Source organism: Roseomonas sp. F4 (assembly GCF_053891155.1).
The window spans coordinates 1,041,008-1,056,179 of record NZ_JBSSHK010000001.1; the positions used below are offsets into that span (position 1 = coordinate 1,041,008).

17 protein-coding genes are annotated in these 15,172 nt (G+C 71.0%); 4 read left to right on the top strand and 13 right to left on the bottom strand.

Translation table 11 applies throughout. From position 1 onward, the window contains the following. Nucleotides 1-37 precede the first annotated feature (37 nt). The 3 genes from ACVFYP_RS05065 to ypfJ are packed head-to-tail and all read left to right on the top strand — an operon-like array spanning nt 38 to nt 2,681. Nucleotides 38-1,063 carry a TauD/TfdA family dioxygenase gene (locus ACVFYP_RS05065; RefSeq protein ID WP_499199033.1) on the top strand — a complete coding sequence of 342 codons (1,026 nt, stop codon included), beginning with the start codon at nt 38-40 and terminating at the stop codon, nt 1,061-1,063. Nucleotides 1,064-1,067: 4 nt separating this feature from the next. Beyond that, nucleotides 1,068-1,796: an aspartate/glutamate racemase family protein gene (locus tag ACVFYP_RS05070; protein ID WP_499199034.1), complete on the top strand. Its 729-nt coding sequence runs from the start codon at nt 1,068-1,070 to the stop codon at nt 1,794-1,796. A gap of 57 nt (nt 1,797-1,853) precedes the next feature. Further along, entirely contained in the window at nt 1,854-2,681 is an 828-nt protein-coding gene (gene ypfJ, locus ACVFYP_RS05075) for a KPN_02809 family neutral zinc metallopeptidase (RefSeq protein ID WP_499199035.1), read from the top strand. 1 nt (nt 2,682) lies between these two features. Here the strand turns inward: ypfJ and ACVFYP_RS05080 are convergent, their stop codons facing one another. The 4 genes from ACVFYP_RS05080 to ACVFYP_RS05095 are packed head-to-tail and all read right to left on the bottom strand — an operon-like array spanning nt 2,683 to nt 6,214. Beyond that, nucleotides 2,683-4,413 carry an ABC transporter ATP-binding protein/permease gene (locus ACVFYP_RS05080; protein WP_499199036.1) on the bottom strand — a complete coding sequence of 577 codons (1,731 nt, stop codon included), beginning with the start codon at nt 4,411-4,413 and terminating at the stop codon, nt 2,683-2,685. Nucleotides 4,414-4,437: 24 nt separating this feature from the next. Further along, complete coding sequence (locus tag ACVFYP_RS05085) at nt 4,438-4,902, bottom strand: DUF1499 domain-containing protein (protein WP_499199037.1); 465 nt, start codon at nt 4,900-4,902, stop codon at nt 4,438-4,440. After that, nucleotides 4,899-5,180 carry a DUF3253 domain-containing protein gene (locus ACVFYP_RS05090; RefSeq protein WP_499199038.1) on the bottom strand — a complete coding sequence of 94 codons (282 nt, stop codon included), beginning with the start codon at nt 5,178-5,180 and terminating at the stop codon, nt 4,899-4,901. Before ACVFYP_RS05090 ends, ACVFYP_RS05085 begins: the two co-directional genes overlap by 4 nt. 59 nt (nt 5,181-5,239) lie before the next feature. After that, entirely contained in the window at nt 5,240-6,214 is a 975-nt protein-coding gene (locus ACVFYP_RS05095; RefSeq protein WP_499199039.1) for an NAD(P)/FAD-dependent oxidoreductase, read from the bottom strand. Nucleotides 6,215-6,416: 202 nt separating this feature from the next. Between ACVFYP_RS05095 and ACVFYP_RS05100 the strand changes: the two genes are divergently transcribed. Then, nucleotides 6,417-6,797 (top strand): response regulator, encoded by a 381-nt coding sequence (locus ACVFYP_RS05100; RefSeq protein ID WP_499199040.1) that lies wholly within the window; start codon nt 6,417-6,419, stop codon nt 6,795-6,797. A 34-nt stretch (nt 6,798-6,831) separates the two neighbouring features. Here ACVFYP_RS05100 and pcaG read toward each other — a convergent pair whose 3' ends face one another. The 9 genes from pcaG to ACVFYP_RS05145 all read right to left on the bottom strand — a co-directional run bounded on the left by pcaG (nt 6,832) and on the right by ACVFYP_RS05145 (nt 15,082). After that, nucleotides 6,832-7,377, bottom strand: a complete 546-nt coding sequence (pcaG, locus tag ACVFYP_RS05105) for a protocatechuate 3,4-dioxygenase subunit alpha (RefSeq protein ID WP_499199041.1) — start codon at nt 7,375-7,377, stop codon at nt 6,832-6,834. Beyond that, the gene (gene pcaH / locus ACVFYP_RS05110) at nt 7,374-8,081 is read right to left on the bottom strand and encodes a protocatechuate 3,4-dioxygenase subunit beta (protein WP_499199042.1); all 708 of its coding nucleotides are present in this window, start codon (nt 8,079-8,081) and stop codon (nt 7,374-7,376) included. Before pcaH ends, pcaG begins: the two co-directional genes overlap by 4 nt. After that, a complete protein-coding gene (gene pcaDC, locus ACVFYP_RS05115; RefSeq protein ID WP_499199043.1) occupies nt 8,078-9,226 on the bottom strand; it encodes a bifunctional 3-oxoadipate enol-lactonase/4-carboxymuconolactone decarboxylase PcaDC in 1,149 nt (382 codons plus the stop codon). The genes pcaH and pcaDC overlap by 4 nt, the downstream gene beginning before the upstream one ends. 97 nt (nt 9,227-9,323) lie before the next feature. Next, nucleotides 9,324-10,532, bottom strand: a complete 1,209-nt coding sequence (gene pcaF, locus ACVFYP_RS05120) for a 3-oxoadipyl-CoA thiolase (RefSeq protein ID WP_499199044.1) — start codon at nt 10,530-10,532, stop codon at nt 9,324-9,326. Between the two features lie 69 nt (nt 10,533-10,601). Further along, a complete protein-coding gene (locus ACVFYP_RS05125; RefSeq protein WP_499199045.1) occupies nt 10,602-11,924 on the bottom strand; it encodes a TRAP transporter large permease in 1,323 nt (440 codons plus the stop codon). Further along, nucleotides 11,924-12,436 carry a TRAP transporter small permease gene (locus tag ACVFYP_RS05130; protein WP_499199046.1) on the bottom strand — a complete coding sequence of 171 codons (513 nt, stop codon included), beginning with the start codon at nt 12,434-12,436 and terminating at the stop codon, nt 11,924-11,926. Before ACVFYP_RS05130 ends, ACVFYP_RS05125 begins: the two co-directional genes overlap by 1 nt. A gap of 46 nt (nt 12,437-12,482) precedes the next feature. After that, on the bottom strand, nt 12,483-13,526 hold the full coding sequence (locus tag ACVFYP_RS05135) for a TRAP transporter substrate-binding protein (protein ID WP_499199047.1): 1,044 nt from the start codon (nt 13,524-13,526) through the stop codon (nt 12,483-12,485). 81 nt (nt 13,527-13,607) lie between these two features. Further along, nucleotides 13,608-14,216: a 2-dehydro-3-deoxy-6-phosphogalactonate aldolase gene (locus ACVFYP_RS05140; RefSeq protein ID WP_499199048.1), complete on the bottom strand. Its 609-nt coding sequence runs from the start codon at nt 14,214-14,216 to the stop codon at nt 13,608-13,610. Further along, entirely contained in the window at nt 14,207-15,082 is an 876-nt protein-coding gene (locus ACVFYP_RS05145; RefSeq protein ID WP_499199049.1) for a 2-dehydro-3-deoxygalactonokinase, read from the bottom strand. Before ACVFYP_RS05145 ends, ACVFYP_RS05140 begins: the two co-directional genes overlap by 10 nt. Between the last annotated feature and the right edge of the window lie 90 nt (nt 15,083-15,172).

The window sequence follows — 15,172 nt, forward strand, 5'->3', positions numbered from 1 at the left end:
TGTGGCGCCGGACGGCTTTGCTGTATTGTCGGCCCCGATGAGTGACATGCCCCTGCCGCCCCAGGCTGATTCCCCCCTTGCGCCACCGCGCCTGCGCCTGGTGCCCCAGGCCGGTCCCGCCGCCTGGCGTGCCGCGGATCTCCGCCATTCCGACTGGATGATTCCGCTCGGCGCGGAGGATCTGGCGGAGCTGGAACAGGCGCTGACCGCGCTCGGCGGCCGTGCCCCCGCCTCCGCCGCGGAAGCGCCGCTGCCGCGCCTCGGCGCCGTGCTGCGCGGCGCGGCGACGCGGCTCGACACCGGGCGCGGCTTCGTGCTGCTGCGCGGCCTGACGCTGGAACGGCTGGGGGAGGCCCTGGCCGAGCCGCTGCTGATGGCGCTCGGCATCCATCTCGGCCGCCCCCTGGTCGGCGAGGCCGGGCCGGTGCAGCGGCTGCACAGCGCCGCCGGGGGCGCGCTGCGCTGGCGCTTCCATGCCGATGCGGCGGATGCCGTGGCCCTGCTGGTGCTGCGCCAGCCGCCGGAGGTGGACCCGGCCATGCTGGTCGCCGCCGCCACCGTGCACAATGAAATGATGAAACGCGACCGCGCGGCGCTGGAGGTGCTGTACCGCCCGCTGCCGCATGCCGCGCCGGGCGGGCTGGTGCTCGACCTGCCGGTGTTCAGCAGCGCCTCCGGCGCCTTCATCGGCCGCTATGCGCGCGATGCCATCGAGGCGGCGCAGCGCCTGCCGCAGACGCCGCGCCTGACCGCCGCGCAGGTGCAGGCGCTGGATCTGCTGGACAGCATCTGCGCCGAGCCGGGCCTCGCCCTGCGGATGGATGTGCGGCCGGGTGACGTGCTGCTATTCAACCCCTTGCAGGTCTGGAAGCGGCGGGCCGAGGGCATCGCCGAGGTGGCGGCGGAGGCAGCGGGGACAGAGGCACCGACCGCCCCGGCGCCCGGGACGCGGGAGGCCTTGCGCCTGCTGCTTCTGACCGAGAATTCCCGCGCTCTGCCCGAAGGGCTGGCGGCGCTGGGGGGCGGCGCGCCGCCCACGGGCGGCACCATGGTCGGGGGCTGAGGCCATGCGCATCCTGGTGGTGAATGCCAATACGACGCTCGCGATCACGGAGGCCTGCGTGGTCGCGGCGCGAGCCGCCGCCGCCCCGGGCACGGAGATTGTGGGTGCCACGCCGGCCTTCGGACCCTCCGTGATCTCGACGCGGGCGGAGAATGCGATCGCCGCCCATGCGCTGCTGGCCACGCTCGCCGAGCATGCCGGCGCCATCGAAGCCGCCATCCTCGCCGTCAGCCACGACACGGCGCTGGATGCGGCGCGGCAGCTGATGCCCTGTCCGGTGATCGGCATGACCGAGGCGGCCTGCCTGACCGCTTGTCTGCTGGGCGGCAGCTTTGGCGTGCTGACGCTGGGTCAGGCACGGCCCTATGAGGAGCTGGTGGCGCGGCACGGCCTGACCGCGCGCTGCGCGGAGGTGGCGGGCCTGCCGCTGACGCCGCAGCAGGCCATCGCCAATCCCGATGGCGCCGCCGGCCAGGTGCTGGCGGCGGCGGAGGCGATGGCGGCGCGCTGCGATTCCGTGGTGCTGGCCGGCGCCGCTTTGGCCGGCATGGCGGCGCAGTTGCAGGACCGCGCCCCGGTGCCGCTGCTGGATGGCATCACCTGCGCCGTGAAGCTGGCCGAGGCGCTCGTCGCCCAGCGCCTGCCAAAGCCCCGCACCGGCAGCTACGCCGCCCCCAGCGGCCGCACCGGCATCGGCCTGTCCCCGGCGCTGGAGCGTCTGCTGCGCGGCTGAGACCGAGGCAACTTCGCCCGCGCCATCACGTTTCCCCATCGTGACGGAGGGCGCGTGATGCGGTTGGGCGGTGGGCGCGAAAGCGGGAATGTGCAGGACCGGCGCGGCATGGGGCGCGGCGGTGGCATCGCCATCGGCGGCGGCTTCGGCGGCGTGGTGCTGGTGGTGCTGGCGCTGCTGTTCGGCGTCGATCCCTCTGTGATCCTGTCGGGGCTGGATGGCGGCGCGCCCCAGCAGCAGGCGCAGCAGCGGAGTGGCGCCCCGGCGCAGGATGAGGGCGCGCGCTTCGTCCGTCGCGTGCTGGCCGAGACCGAGGATGTCTGGACCCCGATGTTCCAGCAGGCCGGCCGGACCTACCAGGCGCCGATCCTGGTTCTGTTCAGCGGCGCGGTCAGCACCGATTGCGGCAATGCCCAGTCGACCGTCGGCCCCTTCTATTGCCCGCGCGACCGGCAGGTCTACATCGACCTCGACTTCCTGGCCTCGATGCAGCGCCAGCTCGGCGCGCCCGGCGATTTCGCCGCGGCCTATGTCATCGCGCATGAGGTCGGCCACCACGTGCAGAACCTGCTCGGCGTGCTCGGCAATGGGCAGCAGTCCAATGCGCAGCAGGTGCGCATCGAGCTTCAGGCCGATTGCCTGGCCGGCGTCTGGGCGCGCCGGGCGCAGGATGCGCGGCAGATCCTGGAGGAAGGCGACATCGAGGAAGGCCTCGCCGCCGCCGCCGCCGTGGGCGACGACCGACTGCAGCGCCGCAGCGGTGGCCAGGTGGTGCCCGAGAGCTTCACCCATGGCAGCTCCGCCCAGCGGGTCCGCTGGTTCCGCCAGGGCCTGTCGGGCGGCACCCTCCAGGCCTGCGACACCTCCAACGCCCGGGCGCTGTAGCTCAGGCCTCCGCCTGTTCCAGCCGCCCCTCCGCCACGCGCAGGGCGCGGCCATGGAAGGCGGCGACGGCCGGGCGATGGGCGATGGAGAGCATGCCGACCCCCGGCAGGCGTTCCGTCACCAGCTTGTAGACGGCCGCCTCCGCCGCCGGGTCCAGGCTGGCGGTGGCCTCGTCCAGGAACAGGAAGTCCGGCTTCGCGATCAGCGCGCGGGCGAAGGCGAGGCGCTGTTGCTCCCCGCCTGACAGGCGCCGGTCCCAGGCATCCTCCACATCCAGCCGGTCGGCGAGATGGCCGAGGCCCACGGCGGACAGGGCCTCCAGCACCTCCGCCTCCGGCACCGTCGCGGCATCCCGCGGGTAGCAGACGGCACGGCGCAAGCTGCCGAGCGGCAGATAGGGACGCTGCGGCAGGAACAAGGCGCGGGTGCCCTCCGGCATATGAACGGCGCCGCTGCCATAGGGCCAGATGCCGGCCAAGGCGCGGAACAGCGTGGACTTGCCACTGCCCGATGCGCCCGAGATCAGCACCGCCTCGCCCTTCTCCAGCCGCAGCGCGGCGTCGCTGAGCAGCACGCGGCCATCGGGCAGGGACAGAGTCACCCCCTCCAGCGTCACCGCCGCATCGGCGCCGCCGGCGCGTTGCGGTCCGGTGGCGGTGGCGCGCGCCGTCGCGATGGCGCGCCGGAAGCCGGTCAGGCGCTCCACCGTCGCGCGCCATTCGGTGAGCTGCGCGTAGGAGTCCACGAACCAGGAGAGTGCGCCCTGTACCTGGCCGAAGGCGCTGCTGGTTTGGATCAGCCCGCCCAGCTGAATGCTTCCGGCGAAATAGGCCGGCGCCGCCACCACGATCGGGAAGATGCTGGCCACCTGGGAATAGCCGGCGGTGAAGAAGGTCAGCCGCTTGGTGGCGGTCATGATCGCCCACCAGTTCTCGGCCAGGGCCTGGAAGCGGGCCAACAAGCCGCGCTTCTCATCCGCCTCTCCGCCATGCAGGGCCACGCCCTCCACATTGTCGCGGAAGCGCACCAGGGCGTAGCGGAAATCCGCCTCCACCCGCTGTTGCAGGAAGTTCAGCCCGATCAGCCGGCGGCCGATCAGATGCGCCAGCCAGGTGCCCAGCGCCGAATAGGCGATCGCCACCCAGACCATGTAGCCGGGGATCGAGACGCCGAAGACCTCCAGCGGGCCGGACAGCGACCAGAGCACGACGATGAAGGAGAACAGCGTCACGACGCTGTTCATCAGCCCGAGGCCCAAAGTCAGTGTGTCATCCACGAACAGCCGCAGGTCATCGGCCACGCGCTGGTCCGGATTGTCGGTGCCGGGGTCGGTCAGGGCGATGCGGTAATAGGCGCGGTCGGCCAGCCAGTCGTCCAGATAGTCCCGCGTCAGCCAGCGGCGCCAGCGGATCTGCAAGGCCTGGCGCAGATACAGCTGGTAGACGGCGATCAGGATATAGGCGACCGCGACCACGACGAAGCCCGGAAACCAGGTGCCGTCCGCCTCCCCACCCAGAAAGATCAGCGACCAGAAGGTGGCGGCGTCCTTCGATTCCAAGGTGTTGTAGAAGGCGCGCTGCCAATAGGTCAGCACCACCGTCATGCCGACCAGCGACAGGTTCAGCACGATGACCGCACCCAGCAGCAGCAGGGCGCGCCCCTTCTCCTCGCTGGTCCAGTAAGGGCGCGTCAGCGCCCAGGCGTCATGCAGGAAGGAGCCGAGGCGGCGCATGCGGTCATGTCCGGGGAGGGGGTTTCACGCGGCGCGCAGCGCCTCCTCCAGCCTGGCGCGCCAGGCGGCGAGTCGGCGACGGTTCACGCCGAAGTCGGAATAGCCGAGCAGGCTGCGCGAATACAGGAAAACGCCGGAGCCGCCGACCAGCGGCACCACCTGGCCATTCACCAGGTCCGGGAAGCCGGCGAAGCGCGACCGCACCACCCATTGCGCCTGCCGCCGCTCCGGCCATTCCGCCATCTTCCAGCAGCGCGGCAGGCCCTCGCCCAGCATCCGCAGCGCCGCCCAGGCGGCCTCAGGCGAGACCGGCAGCAGCGGCAGGCCCTGATGCGGCTGGGTGGTGGCGCCCGGCGGGCTCATCAGCGCGGCATTGGGGGAGGCGGGCAGCACCAGTCGGCTGAAATCCACCGGCTCGGCCGGCGGCAGGCCGGCGGTGCCGGGGCCGCGCAGCAAGCCGAGGCTGGAGACGGAAAGGCGGCGGCTCATGCCGATGGCTCCCCCTCATCCGTCTGCGGCGCGCGCAGGCGGATCACGCCGCGGATCTCGGCCTCCGGCGATACCGGCTTGCCCTTGCGCAGCACCTCCACCTGCCCGGCTCGGGCCAGTCGAATGGCGGCGGCGCGGATCGGACCCATCAGGCGCCGCCAGGCCTCCTCCTCCGGCGCCAGGGCCTTGGCCACCTCGCTCGGGCAGATGCTTTTCGCCGGGCCGCGCGCCGCGGTCTGTCGGAGGATTTCGGCGGTGATCGCGTCGGGGGAGGTCATGGGTCCTCGGGGGAGGTGTCAGGGCTCAGGCGGTCGGTCAGCGGCGGGCGGGGTGGCGCTCAGGCACTCCGGATCGCGGCGACCAGGGCGGCGGCGCTGTCCACCGCCGCCTCCGCCCGCGCACCGATGCACCAGTCTCCGGCCGCGCCCAGGCCGAGCTTGGCATCCCAGAGGCAGGGCGCGCCCAGCGGCGTTTCCACCAGCGCGTAGCGCCAGAAATGGGCGGCGCTGAAATAGGGGCTGGGCAGGGCCTGGCCGGCCAGTTCCGTGAATTCCCGCAGCAGTTCCGTGGCCGCCGCCTCCGGTGTCAGATCCTGGTTCTCGCGCGACCAGGCGGGGCCGCCCTGCACCACCCACAGCTCCAGGCTGGCATCGCGGCCGGGCTTGGAACTGTCCCGCGCCGCCCAGCCGATCGGGCCGGTCTGGCGGAGGGTGTCGGGCAGGGGCAGGCGCTCGGGGAAGGCCAGCATCAGTGACCAGCAGGGCTCGAAGCGCACATGATCCAGCACGCCCGCCAGATGCGGCGCCGGGCCGGCCAGCAACGCCTGGGCCTGCGGCGCCGGCATCGCCAGCACCACCGCCTCGAAGGGACCATCCGATTCCGGCGCGCGCGCGGGCAGGGGCTGGCCGGGGCGCATCAGTCGGGCGTCATGGTGCTGCAAATACCAGGCGCCGGGTCCGCCGGTGATGGCGACGACATGGCGCATCAGGTCGATGTCCATCCCCTCCGACAAGGCGCGGGGCACGGAGGACATGCGCGGCACGCCGACGCGCCGCCCGGCATCCGGCCATTCCTGCGCCCGCGCCGCTTCCAGCACCGCGCCGAAGGCCGCGCCATGCGCGGTCAGATACTGCGCGCCGTGGTCGAAGTTCAGCACATGGCCGCCCGCCTCCACGCGCCGGCTGGACATCCGTCCGCCCGGGCCGCGGCCCTTGTCGAACAGGCGCAGCCGGACGTCATAGGCGGCGAGGGTCTTGGCACAGGCGAGCCCGGCGAGGCCGGCGCCGATGATGGCGATATCTTTGGGAGGCATGTTGCCCTGTATGGCGTGCCGGCACGGAGAGGCAAGGGTCTTGTGCGGCGCAGTATGGCGCGCCGCACGCGCGGCGTGGGAAGCACAGCTTTCGTTCATCATTGCCCATCACGCACTCGTCACAAGGGGCGGGCCACCTTTTTAGGGCGCGCCGTGCTTAGGCTCTTGTGCGGGAGGGGTTTTTGGAATGGAGGCGGGCGCCTTGACGTTGCTGCTCGTGGAGGACGACCCGCTGGTGCGGATGACCGTTGCCGAAGGTCTGACCGATGCTGGCTTCACGGTGGTGGAAGCCGAAGATGCGGAAGAGGCGCTGCGCCTGCTGGCGCGGCGACCCGACATCGACGTGCTGCTGACCGACATCAACCTGCCGGGCGCGGATGGGTTCGACCTGTCGCATGCGGCGCGGCAGCTGCGGCCACGCCTGCCCGTGGTCTATACCTCCGGCCGTTTTCGGGCGGCGGAGCCGGGGCGCGGCCTGCCGGGCGCGCCCTTCCTGGCCAAGCCTTTCAGCGTGGCCCGCGCGGCGGAGACGATCGGCGCGCTGCTGGGAGCCAAACCGCCGCAGCCCGATCTGGCGCGGTAGGTCCCACCACCCGCCGAGGCGGGTGGTCGGCGCCTCAGATGTCGAGGAAGACCGTCTCGCCTTCGCCCTGCAGCCGGATGTCGAGCCGCCAGGCGCCGACGCCGGCGGGCAGCGCGATCAGCGTGCCGCGCCGGGCGGGATCCACCAGGTTCAGCACCGGGTCCTGCTCGTTCAGCGCCTCCCCGGCGAAATAGGCGCGGGTGACGAGGTGCTTCATCAGGCCGCGGGCGAAGATGGTGACCAGGATGTGCGGCGCCTGGGTGGCATTGCCGAGGCCGGGCACCGGGCCGGGCTTCAGCGTGGTGAAGCGGAACTCGCCATCCGTGTCGGTGGCGCAGCGGCCAAAACCGTGGAAGCCGGCGTCATAGGCGCCGTCCGGGCCGGCCTGCCAGATTTCCACCATGGCATCGACGCAGGGCACGCCATCGCCATCGCTCACCCGCCCGACCAGCATGATGCGTTCCCCGGCCGCATCCGCATTCGGCCCGTTCGGGCGCAGCAGGTCGGCCCATTCCGGGAAGTCGATCATGTGCCAGTAAGGGCCTGCGGTCTGGCTCGCGGTCGCGGGGGTCACGGTCATGGCGCGTTCTCGAAGGGGGTGGCGGCGGGGCCGCGCAGCACGATGTCGAAGCGGTAGCCGAGCGCGAACTCGGGCCGGGTGATATCCAGGTCGAAGACCGAAACCAGCCGGTTGCGCGCGGCCTCATCCGCCGTGCTGTTGAACACCGGGTCCAGCGGCAGCAGCGGGTCGCCGGGGAAGTACATCTGGGTGATCATGCGCTGCCCGAAGCCCGTGCCGTGCAGGCCGAAATGGATATGGATCGGCCGCCAGGCATTGGCGTGGTTGCGCCAGGGATAGGCGCCGGGCTTGATGCTGGTGAAGCTGTAGTTCCCCTCCGCATCGGTGAAGATCCGGGCGCGGCCCTGGAAGTTCGGGTCCAGCGGCGCGTCGTGCTGGTCGCGCGGATGGTGGTAGCGGCCGGAGGCATTGGCCTGCCAGACCTCCACCATGGCGCCGCGCAGGGGGCGGCCATCCTCATCGGTGACGCGGCCGGCGACGATGATCCGCTCCCCCATGGCCGAGCGGCCCGCAACCTGGGACATATCGACCTGCGGCGCGAAGAATGCCGGGTCGAAGCGCGGCGCGCTGGTTTCGGTCAGCGTGTTCGGCACCAGGACCAGCGGCTGCTTCGGGTGGCGCTTATGGGTGCTGCCATAGGCCGGCGCGTCATAGGGCGGCTGGGTTCCCGGCTGTGGCCGGCGATAGGGAATCGGGTCGCTCATCGCTCTTGCTCCTCCTGGAGTACGGCCTTGGCGATCTTCAGTGCCGCATTGGCCGTGGGGACGCCAGCATAGGCGCCGACCTGCAGCAGCACCTCACCGATTTCCTCCGGCGTCACGCCGGTGGCGCGGGTGGCGCGAATATGCAGCTCCAGCTCCTCATGCCGCGCCAGCGCCGCCATCACGCCGATGCACAGCAGGCTGCGCGTGTGGCGCGGCAGGCCGGGGCGGGTCCAGATGCCGCCCCAGACATGGGCGGTGATCCATTCCTGGAAGGCGGCATCGAGCGCCGTGACCTGGGCCGAGGCGCGGGCCACATGCGCTTCCCCCAGCACCGCCTTGCGCACGGCGAGGCCAGCCTCGTGCCCGGGCTTCGGGGCGAGGCTTGCGAAGTGGTCAAGGATGACGGCGGTCGTGGCCTCGGCCTTTTCCAGCGAGGGCAGGTGGCCGGCGCCGGCGATCTCCACGTAGCGGCTGCCAGGGACGGCCGCCTGCACCTGCCGCGCCATCTCCGGCGGCGTGGCGACGTCGCAGTCCCCGACGACGACCGTGGTGGGACAGGTGATGCGCCCGGCCACCTGCTCCGCCCGCGCATCGCGCAGCGCGGCGGCGGAGCCGGAATAGCCGCGCCGATCCGTGCGCAGCAGCATCTGCCGCAGGGCCTGGGAGGAGGGCAGGGTGGTATCCACCACCCAGCGCGGCATCACGACCTCGACCAGCGCCTTGGTGCCGATCTCCATCACCGCCTCGATGCGGTCCTGCCAGGCCTGGGGCGGCGGGAATTCCAGCGCGGTGTCCATCAGGATGAGGGATTTCACGCGATCCGGCGCCATGACCGCGAGCTGCATCGCGATCCGCCCGCCGATCGACATGCCAAGGACATGCGCTTCGCGAATGCCGAGCGCATCGAGCAGCGCCAGCCCATCGGCCGCGTGCAGCTGCATCGAATAGTCGCCGTCGGTCACGCCGGACAGGCCATGGCCGCGCATATCCATGCGGATCACGCGATGGCTGCGGGACAGGATGGCCACCTGTGGATCGAAGACATGCAGGCAGGTGCCGATGGAATGCAGCATCAGCAGGGGTGGCGCCTCGGCGGGGCCATCGACGGCTGCATGCACGACAATATCGCCCAGGTGCAAAAACATCCCGGCTCCCCACCTGACCTGTTCTTGTCCTATCACTAAGTCGTGTGGCCTTGGAAGCCGGTTGGGTGGGCGAGATCATCGCCCACCGCTGGGGGCCTCAGACGCGCTCGAGCACCATGGCGATGCCCTGGCCGACGCCGATGCACATGGTGACCAGGGCGTAGCGTTCGCCGCGGTTGTGCAGCTCCTGCACCGCCGTCTGCACCAGCCGCGCGCCGGACATGCCGAGGGGATGGCCCAGCGCGATGGCGCCGCCATTCGGGTTCACATGCGCCGCGTCGTCGGGCAGGCCGAGGTCGCGGGTGACGGCCAGCGCCTGGGCGGCGAAGGCCTCGTTCAGCTCGATCACCGCCATGTCGGCCAGCGTCAGCCCGGCCTTGGCGAGCACACGCTTCACAGCCGGCGCCGGGCCGAAGCCCATGATGCGCGGCGCGACGCCGGCGGTCGCCGCGGCCACCACGCGGGCGCGCGGCGTCAGCCCGTGCTTCGCCGCGGCGGCGGCGCTGGCGACCAGGATGGCGCAGGCGCCGTCATTGACGCCGGAGGCGTTGCCGGCGGTGACGCTGCCGCCTTCCTTGCGGAAGGGCGTGCCCAGCTTGGCCAGGGCCTCCATCGTCGTGTCCGGGCGCAGATGCTCGTCCTGGTCCACCACGATCGGATCGCCCTTGCGGCGCGGGATGGTGACCGGAACGATTTCCTGCGCGAAGCGGCCGGCGGCCTGGGCGCGGCCGGCGCGCTGCTGGGAACGGTAGGCGAAGGCGTCCTGGTCGGCGCGGGAGACCTGGAAATCCTGGGCCACGTTCTCGGCCGTCTCCGGCATGGAATCGACGCCGTGATCGGACTTCATCTTCGGGTTCACGAAGCGCCAGCCGATGGTGGTGTCATAGATTTCCGCGGTGCGGCCGAAGGCTTCGGCCGACTTGCCCATGACGAAGGGCGCGCGGGTCATGCTTTCCACGCCGCCGGCCAGCATCAGTTCGCACTCGCCGGCCTTGATGGCGCGGGCCGCGATGCCGACGGCATCCATGCCCGATCCGCACAGGCGGTTCACGGTGGAGCCGGGGATCGATTCGGGCAGGCCGGCCAGAAGGGCGGACATGCGGGCAACGTTGCGATTGTCCTCACCGGCCTGGTTGGCGCAGCCGAAGACCACATCCTCCACCGCCGACCAGTCGAGGCCAGGGTTGCGCGCCATCAGCGCCTTGATCGGAATGGCACCGAGATCGTCGGGGCGGACATCCTTCAGCGCGCCGGCATAGCGGCCGATGGGGGTGCGGGCGGCGTCGCAGATGAAGGCATCGGCCATGGTCAGGCTCCTCGAGGCGTTGGGCGTTTCGTGCCGCCGATGGATGCGGACGTCAACTATCCGCCCCGCTCAGCTCAGCGCGTTGACCAGCCAGAGGCTGAGCGCCGGGAAGGCCACCAGCAGGCCGAGGCGGACCAGGTCCATCGCCAGGAAGGGCATGACCCCGCGATAGATGCGCGCCATAGGCACGTCCTTGGCGAGGCCCGAGACGACGAAGACATTCAGTCCGATGGGTGGTGCCGTCAGCCCGATGCCGACCACCACCAGCACCAGAATGCCGAACCAGATCGCCGTCTCCTCCGTCGTCAGGCCGAAATCCAGGGCGGTGATGACGGGAAAGAACACCGGCAGGGTCAGCAGCATCATGGCCAGCTCGTCCATCACGGCGCCAAGGATGATGTAGGACAGCAGCAGGATGCCCAGCACCGCATAGGGCGGATAGTTCTGTTCGGAGATCCACATCCCGAGCAGATCCGGCGCCTGGGTCAGGGCGAGGAAGGCGTTGAAGATCTCCGCGCCGAGCAGGATCGCAAAGATCATCGCCGTCGTCTCGGCAGTGGCGAACAGGCTTTCGCGCACCTCCCGCCCCCGCAACGTGCCGCGCAGCACGCCGGTCGCCAGCGTGCCGATGCAGCCGATGGCGGCGCTTTCGGTGGGCGTGAAGACGCCGCCATAGATGCCCCCCACCACCACCACCGCGATCAGCAGCACGGGGATGACATTGAGGAAGGCGCGGCGGCGTTCGGCGGGGCTCGGCGCCTCGCCCGGCGGGCCGAGCGCGGGGTTGCGCCGCACCAGCAGCATGATGGCGAGGATATAGAGCGCCATGGCCAGCAGGCCGGGGATCAGCGCCGCCATGAACAGCTTGGCGATGTTCTGTTCCGTGCTGATCGCATAGATCACCAGGATGACGCTGGGCGGGATCAGGATGCCCAGCGTGCCGCCGACCGCGATGGTGCCGGTGGAGAAGCCCGGATCGTAGCCATAGCGCCGCAGCTCCGGCAGGGCCGCGCGGGCGAAGGTGGCGGTGGTGGCGACGGAACTGCCGCAGACCGCGCCGAAGCAGCCGCAGGCGCCGATCACGCCCATCGCCATGCCGCCCGGCTTGCGCCCGATCAGCGCATTCGCCGCCGCGAACAGATCCCGCGCCAGCCCGCCACGCTCCGCCAGCGATCCCATCAGGATGAACAGCGGAATGACCGAGAGGGTATAGTTGGCGAACAGGTGGTAGGGCGTCGTCTTCAGGTAGTTGCCGAGCGCGGTCCAGTCCAGGATGTGGACATAGCCGCCCATGCCGACCAGCAGCATGGCCAGCCCCACCGGCGCGCGCAGCGCGATCAGCGCCAGCAGCGCGCCGAAGCCGGTCAGGGCCAGCAGGAATTCCGGCGCCATCAGAAGCGCCCCCGCAGGAAGCGCAGCGCCCAGACCAGCGCCGCCACGCCGGTCATGCCGAAGGCCAGCGCGCCGATCGCCACCGCCCACCAATAGGGTAAGGCGAGCAGCCCGATGGTCCGCATGCCGTTGCGCCAGGTCTCGACCGCGCCGAGGCCCATGCGTTCCGCGAGCCAGAGCGCGACTGCCGCCCAGACCAGCATCCAGAAGGCATCCACCACCCCCGCCACACGGCGCGGCAGCCAGGTCGAGAAGGTGTCGACCAGGATATTGGCGCGCATCAGCGTGCCATAGGCGAGGAAGCCGAACACGGCGACGCCGCTGGCGATGGAGACAATCTCGAAATCACCGCGGATCGGCTGGCTGGTGAACCAGCGCAGCACCACGCTGATCGTGGTGACCAGCGCCGCCACCAGCAGCGAAACGCCACCCAGGAAGGCCAGCGCCCGCGCGGCAAAGCCGATGGCGCCACCGGGTGGCTGCCCCCAATTGGGGGCCAGGTCGTCCTGCATCAGCCGGCGCTCCTGTTCTGGGTCGGGCGCGCCGGCCCGGAAGGTGTCAGGCGCCGTGCTTGGCGATCAGACCGCGCGCCTCGGCCAGCAGCGCCGCGCCGTCGAAGCCGCGCTCGCGCGATCCGGCGATCCAGTTATCGACGACGGGGTGCGTCGCCTCGATCCAGCGCTGCTTCTCCTCCGCCGAGAGCTGCACGATGGTGTTCTGGCGTCGGCGTTCCACCTGGGCGCGGACCAGGGGTCCCTGGTCGTCCCAGGGCTTGGCCGCCATCTCGGCGGCGACCATGCCGGAATTGGCGTCCAGCACCGTCCGCAACTCGGCGGGCATCGCCGCGTAGCGCGCCTTGTTCATCGCCAGGATGAAGGTGGCGGAATAAAAGGTGGGGGTGCCCAGGATCTCGGTGTGGTGGTTCACCAGCTCCTGCAACCGGATGGAGGGCACCACCTCCCACGGCACCACCGCGCCGTCGATCACGCGCTGGGACACCGCCTCCGGTACCTGCGGCACCGGCAGGCCGATCGGCGCGGCGCCGAGGGCGCGCAGCGCTTCGCCGGCCTGGCGGGTGGGGAAGCGCAGCTTCAGGCCGCGCATATCCTCCAGCTTGGTGACGGAGCGGTTGGAATGGATGACGCCGCCGTCATGCCCCCAGATGACGATGGGATGCACATCGCCGAATTCCTCCCGCAGATGGGTCTGCGCGAATTCCTGGCAGGCCAGCGCATTCGGCCGGGCGCGCGGATCCGCCACGAAGGGGAGTTCGAACACCTCGACCTTGGGGAAGCGGCCGGGGGTATTGCCGGGCAGGGTCCAGACGATGTCCACCACGCCGTCCCGCGCCTGGTCGAACAATTGCGGCGGCGCGCCGCCCAGCTGCATCGAGGGGAAGATCTGCACCCGCAGCTTGCCCTCCGACTCCGCCTGGATCTTCTGCGCCCAGGGCATCAGGAAGAAGCGGTGCACATTGGCGACGGGCGGCAGGAAGTGATGCAGCCGCAGGGTCAGTTCCTGCGCCTTGGCACTGCGCACCAAAGCCGGCGCGGCCAGCGCCGCGGCACCCAGCAGCAAGACATCGCGACGATGCAGAGTCATGGACACCAACCCCCCTTTGCCATCCGTTCGCGCGACATCCGCGCCGGACGATTGGCGGTATTGATGCCCCTCCGCTCCCATTCAGGCAAGGCGAAGCTTTGCCGCCTTGGCACGCACCGCCGTGGCGTCGTCACCGGGGCGGAAGATGGCGCTGCCGATGCCGAAGCCGGCGGCCCCGGCCTCCCGCCAGGCGGGAATATTGGTCGCATCGATGCCGCCCACCGGCAGCACCCGCGTGCCCTTGGGCAGCACCGCGAGCATCGCCTTCAGCATCGCGGGCGACCCCGCCTCCGCCGGGAACAGCTTCAGGCCATCCGCGCCGGCCTTCAGCAGGGCAAAGGCCTCGCCCGGGGTGAAGAAGCCGGGGACGCAGATCATCCCCTCCGCCTTCGCCGCGCGCACCACGGCCGGGTCGGCATGCGGCGTCACGATCAGCCGGCCGCCGACGGCGGCGATGCGCGCGCAATCGGCAGGGTCCGTCACCGTGCCGGCGCCGATCAGCGCATCCTCGCCGAAGCGGTTCGCCAGGATGCGGATGCTCTCCAGCGGTTCCGGCGAGTTCAGCGGCACCTCCAGCACGGCGATGCCGGAGGTGACCAGCGCCTCCCCGATCCCGACCGCTTCCTCGGGCTTCAGCCCACGCAGGATGGCGACCAGGGGGCAGGCCGCGAGCCAGTCAATCAGACCCATCCGAGACTCCTGCCGATCTGGCGTAGGCCGGATGCGACGAGATCCGGATCATGCTGTGTCACCGCGATGCCGTTGCGCGCCAGCGCCGCGGCGTAGAGCGCCGAGAGATGCGCGGCGCCGGCGAGATGCACCGCCGTCACGCCCGTGGCCGCCGCCGCGATCTCATGGCCGATCAGCAGGCCGGAGAGGAAGCTGCGCGTCTCCGCCTGTTCCAGCCGGTCCATCAGATTAAGGGTGCGGGCGCCGAACAGATGGTGCAGCAGCCCGCCAGGCTGGCGCGCGCGATCGACGCCCCGCGCGAAGGCCTCCGGCACCTCCGGACCCTCGGTGCTGGTGCGAGCCAGGATGGTGTGCTGGGAGAGGGCGGCGAAAGCCTCGCCGGTCATATGGGTGCTGAAGCCGGTGACGCGCCCGCCTTCCAGCCGCGCCCATTTGCTATGGGTGCCGGGCAGGCAGGCCAAAGCGGTGCCGAGGCTTTCCGCCAGCGCCACCAGCTTGGTTTCCTCACCGCGCATGACGTCGGGGACGCCGCCCTCATCCTCCGTCGTCAGGCCGGGGATCAGGCGCAGCTCGGCGCCGTCGAAGGGAATGGGCGTGGTGGCGGCGGCGATCTCGGCCGGGCCGGCGGGGCAGCGCAGATAGGGTGCCTCCACCCAGCCCTGGCGGCTGCCGACCATGCCGCAAAGCAGCACCTTGGTTTCCCCGGCCGCGAGCCAGGGGCCGATGGCGTCGCGCAGCGCGGCGGGAAAGCCACCTTCCGATACGGTGAGGATGCCGCCCGGCCGGTCGAGCCTGTCCGATGCTGGGCCAGATGCGCCGATGCGATAGGCGCGCAGGCTTGTGGTGCCCCAATCGACCCCGATCATGGTCGTTGCGTCTCGTCCCGTTTCATCCCGGCGAAGGCATGCGCCGGGTGGGGCGGTGACGCAAGTCCCCGGGCCGGCCGGTTGCGCTTC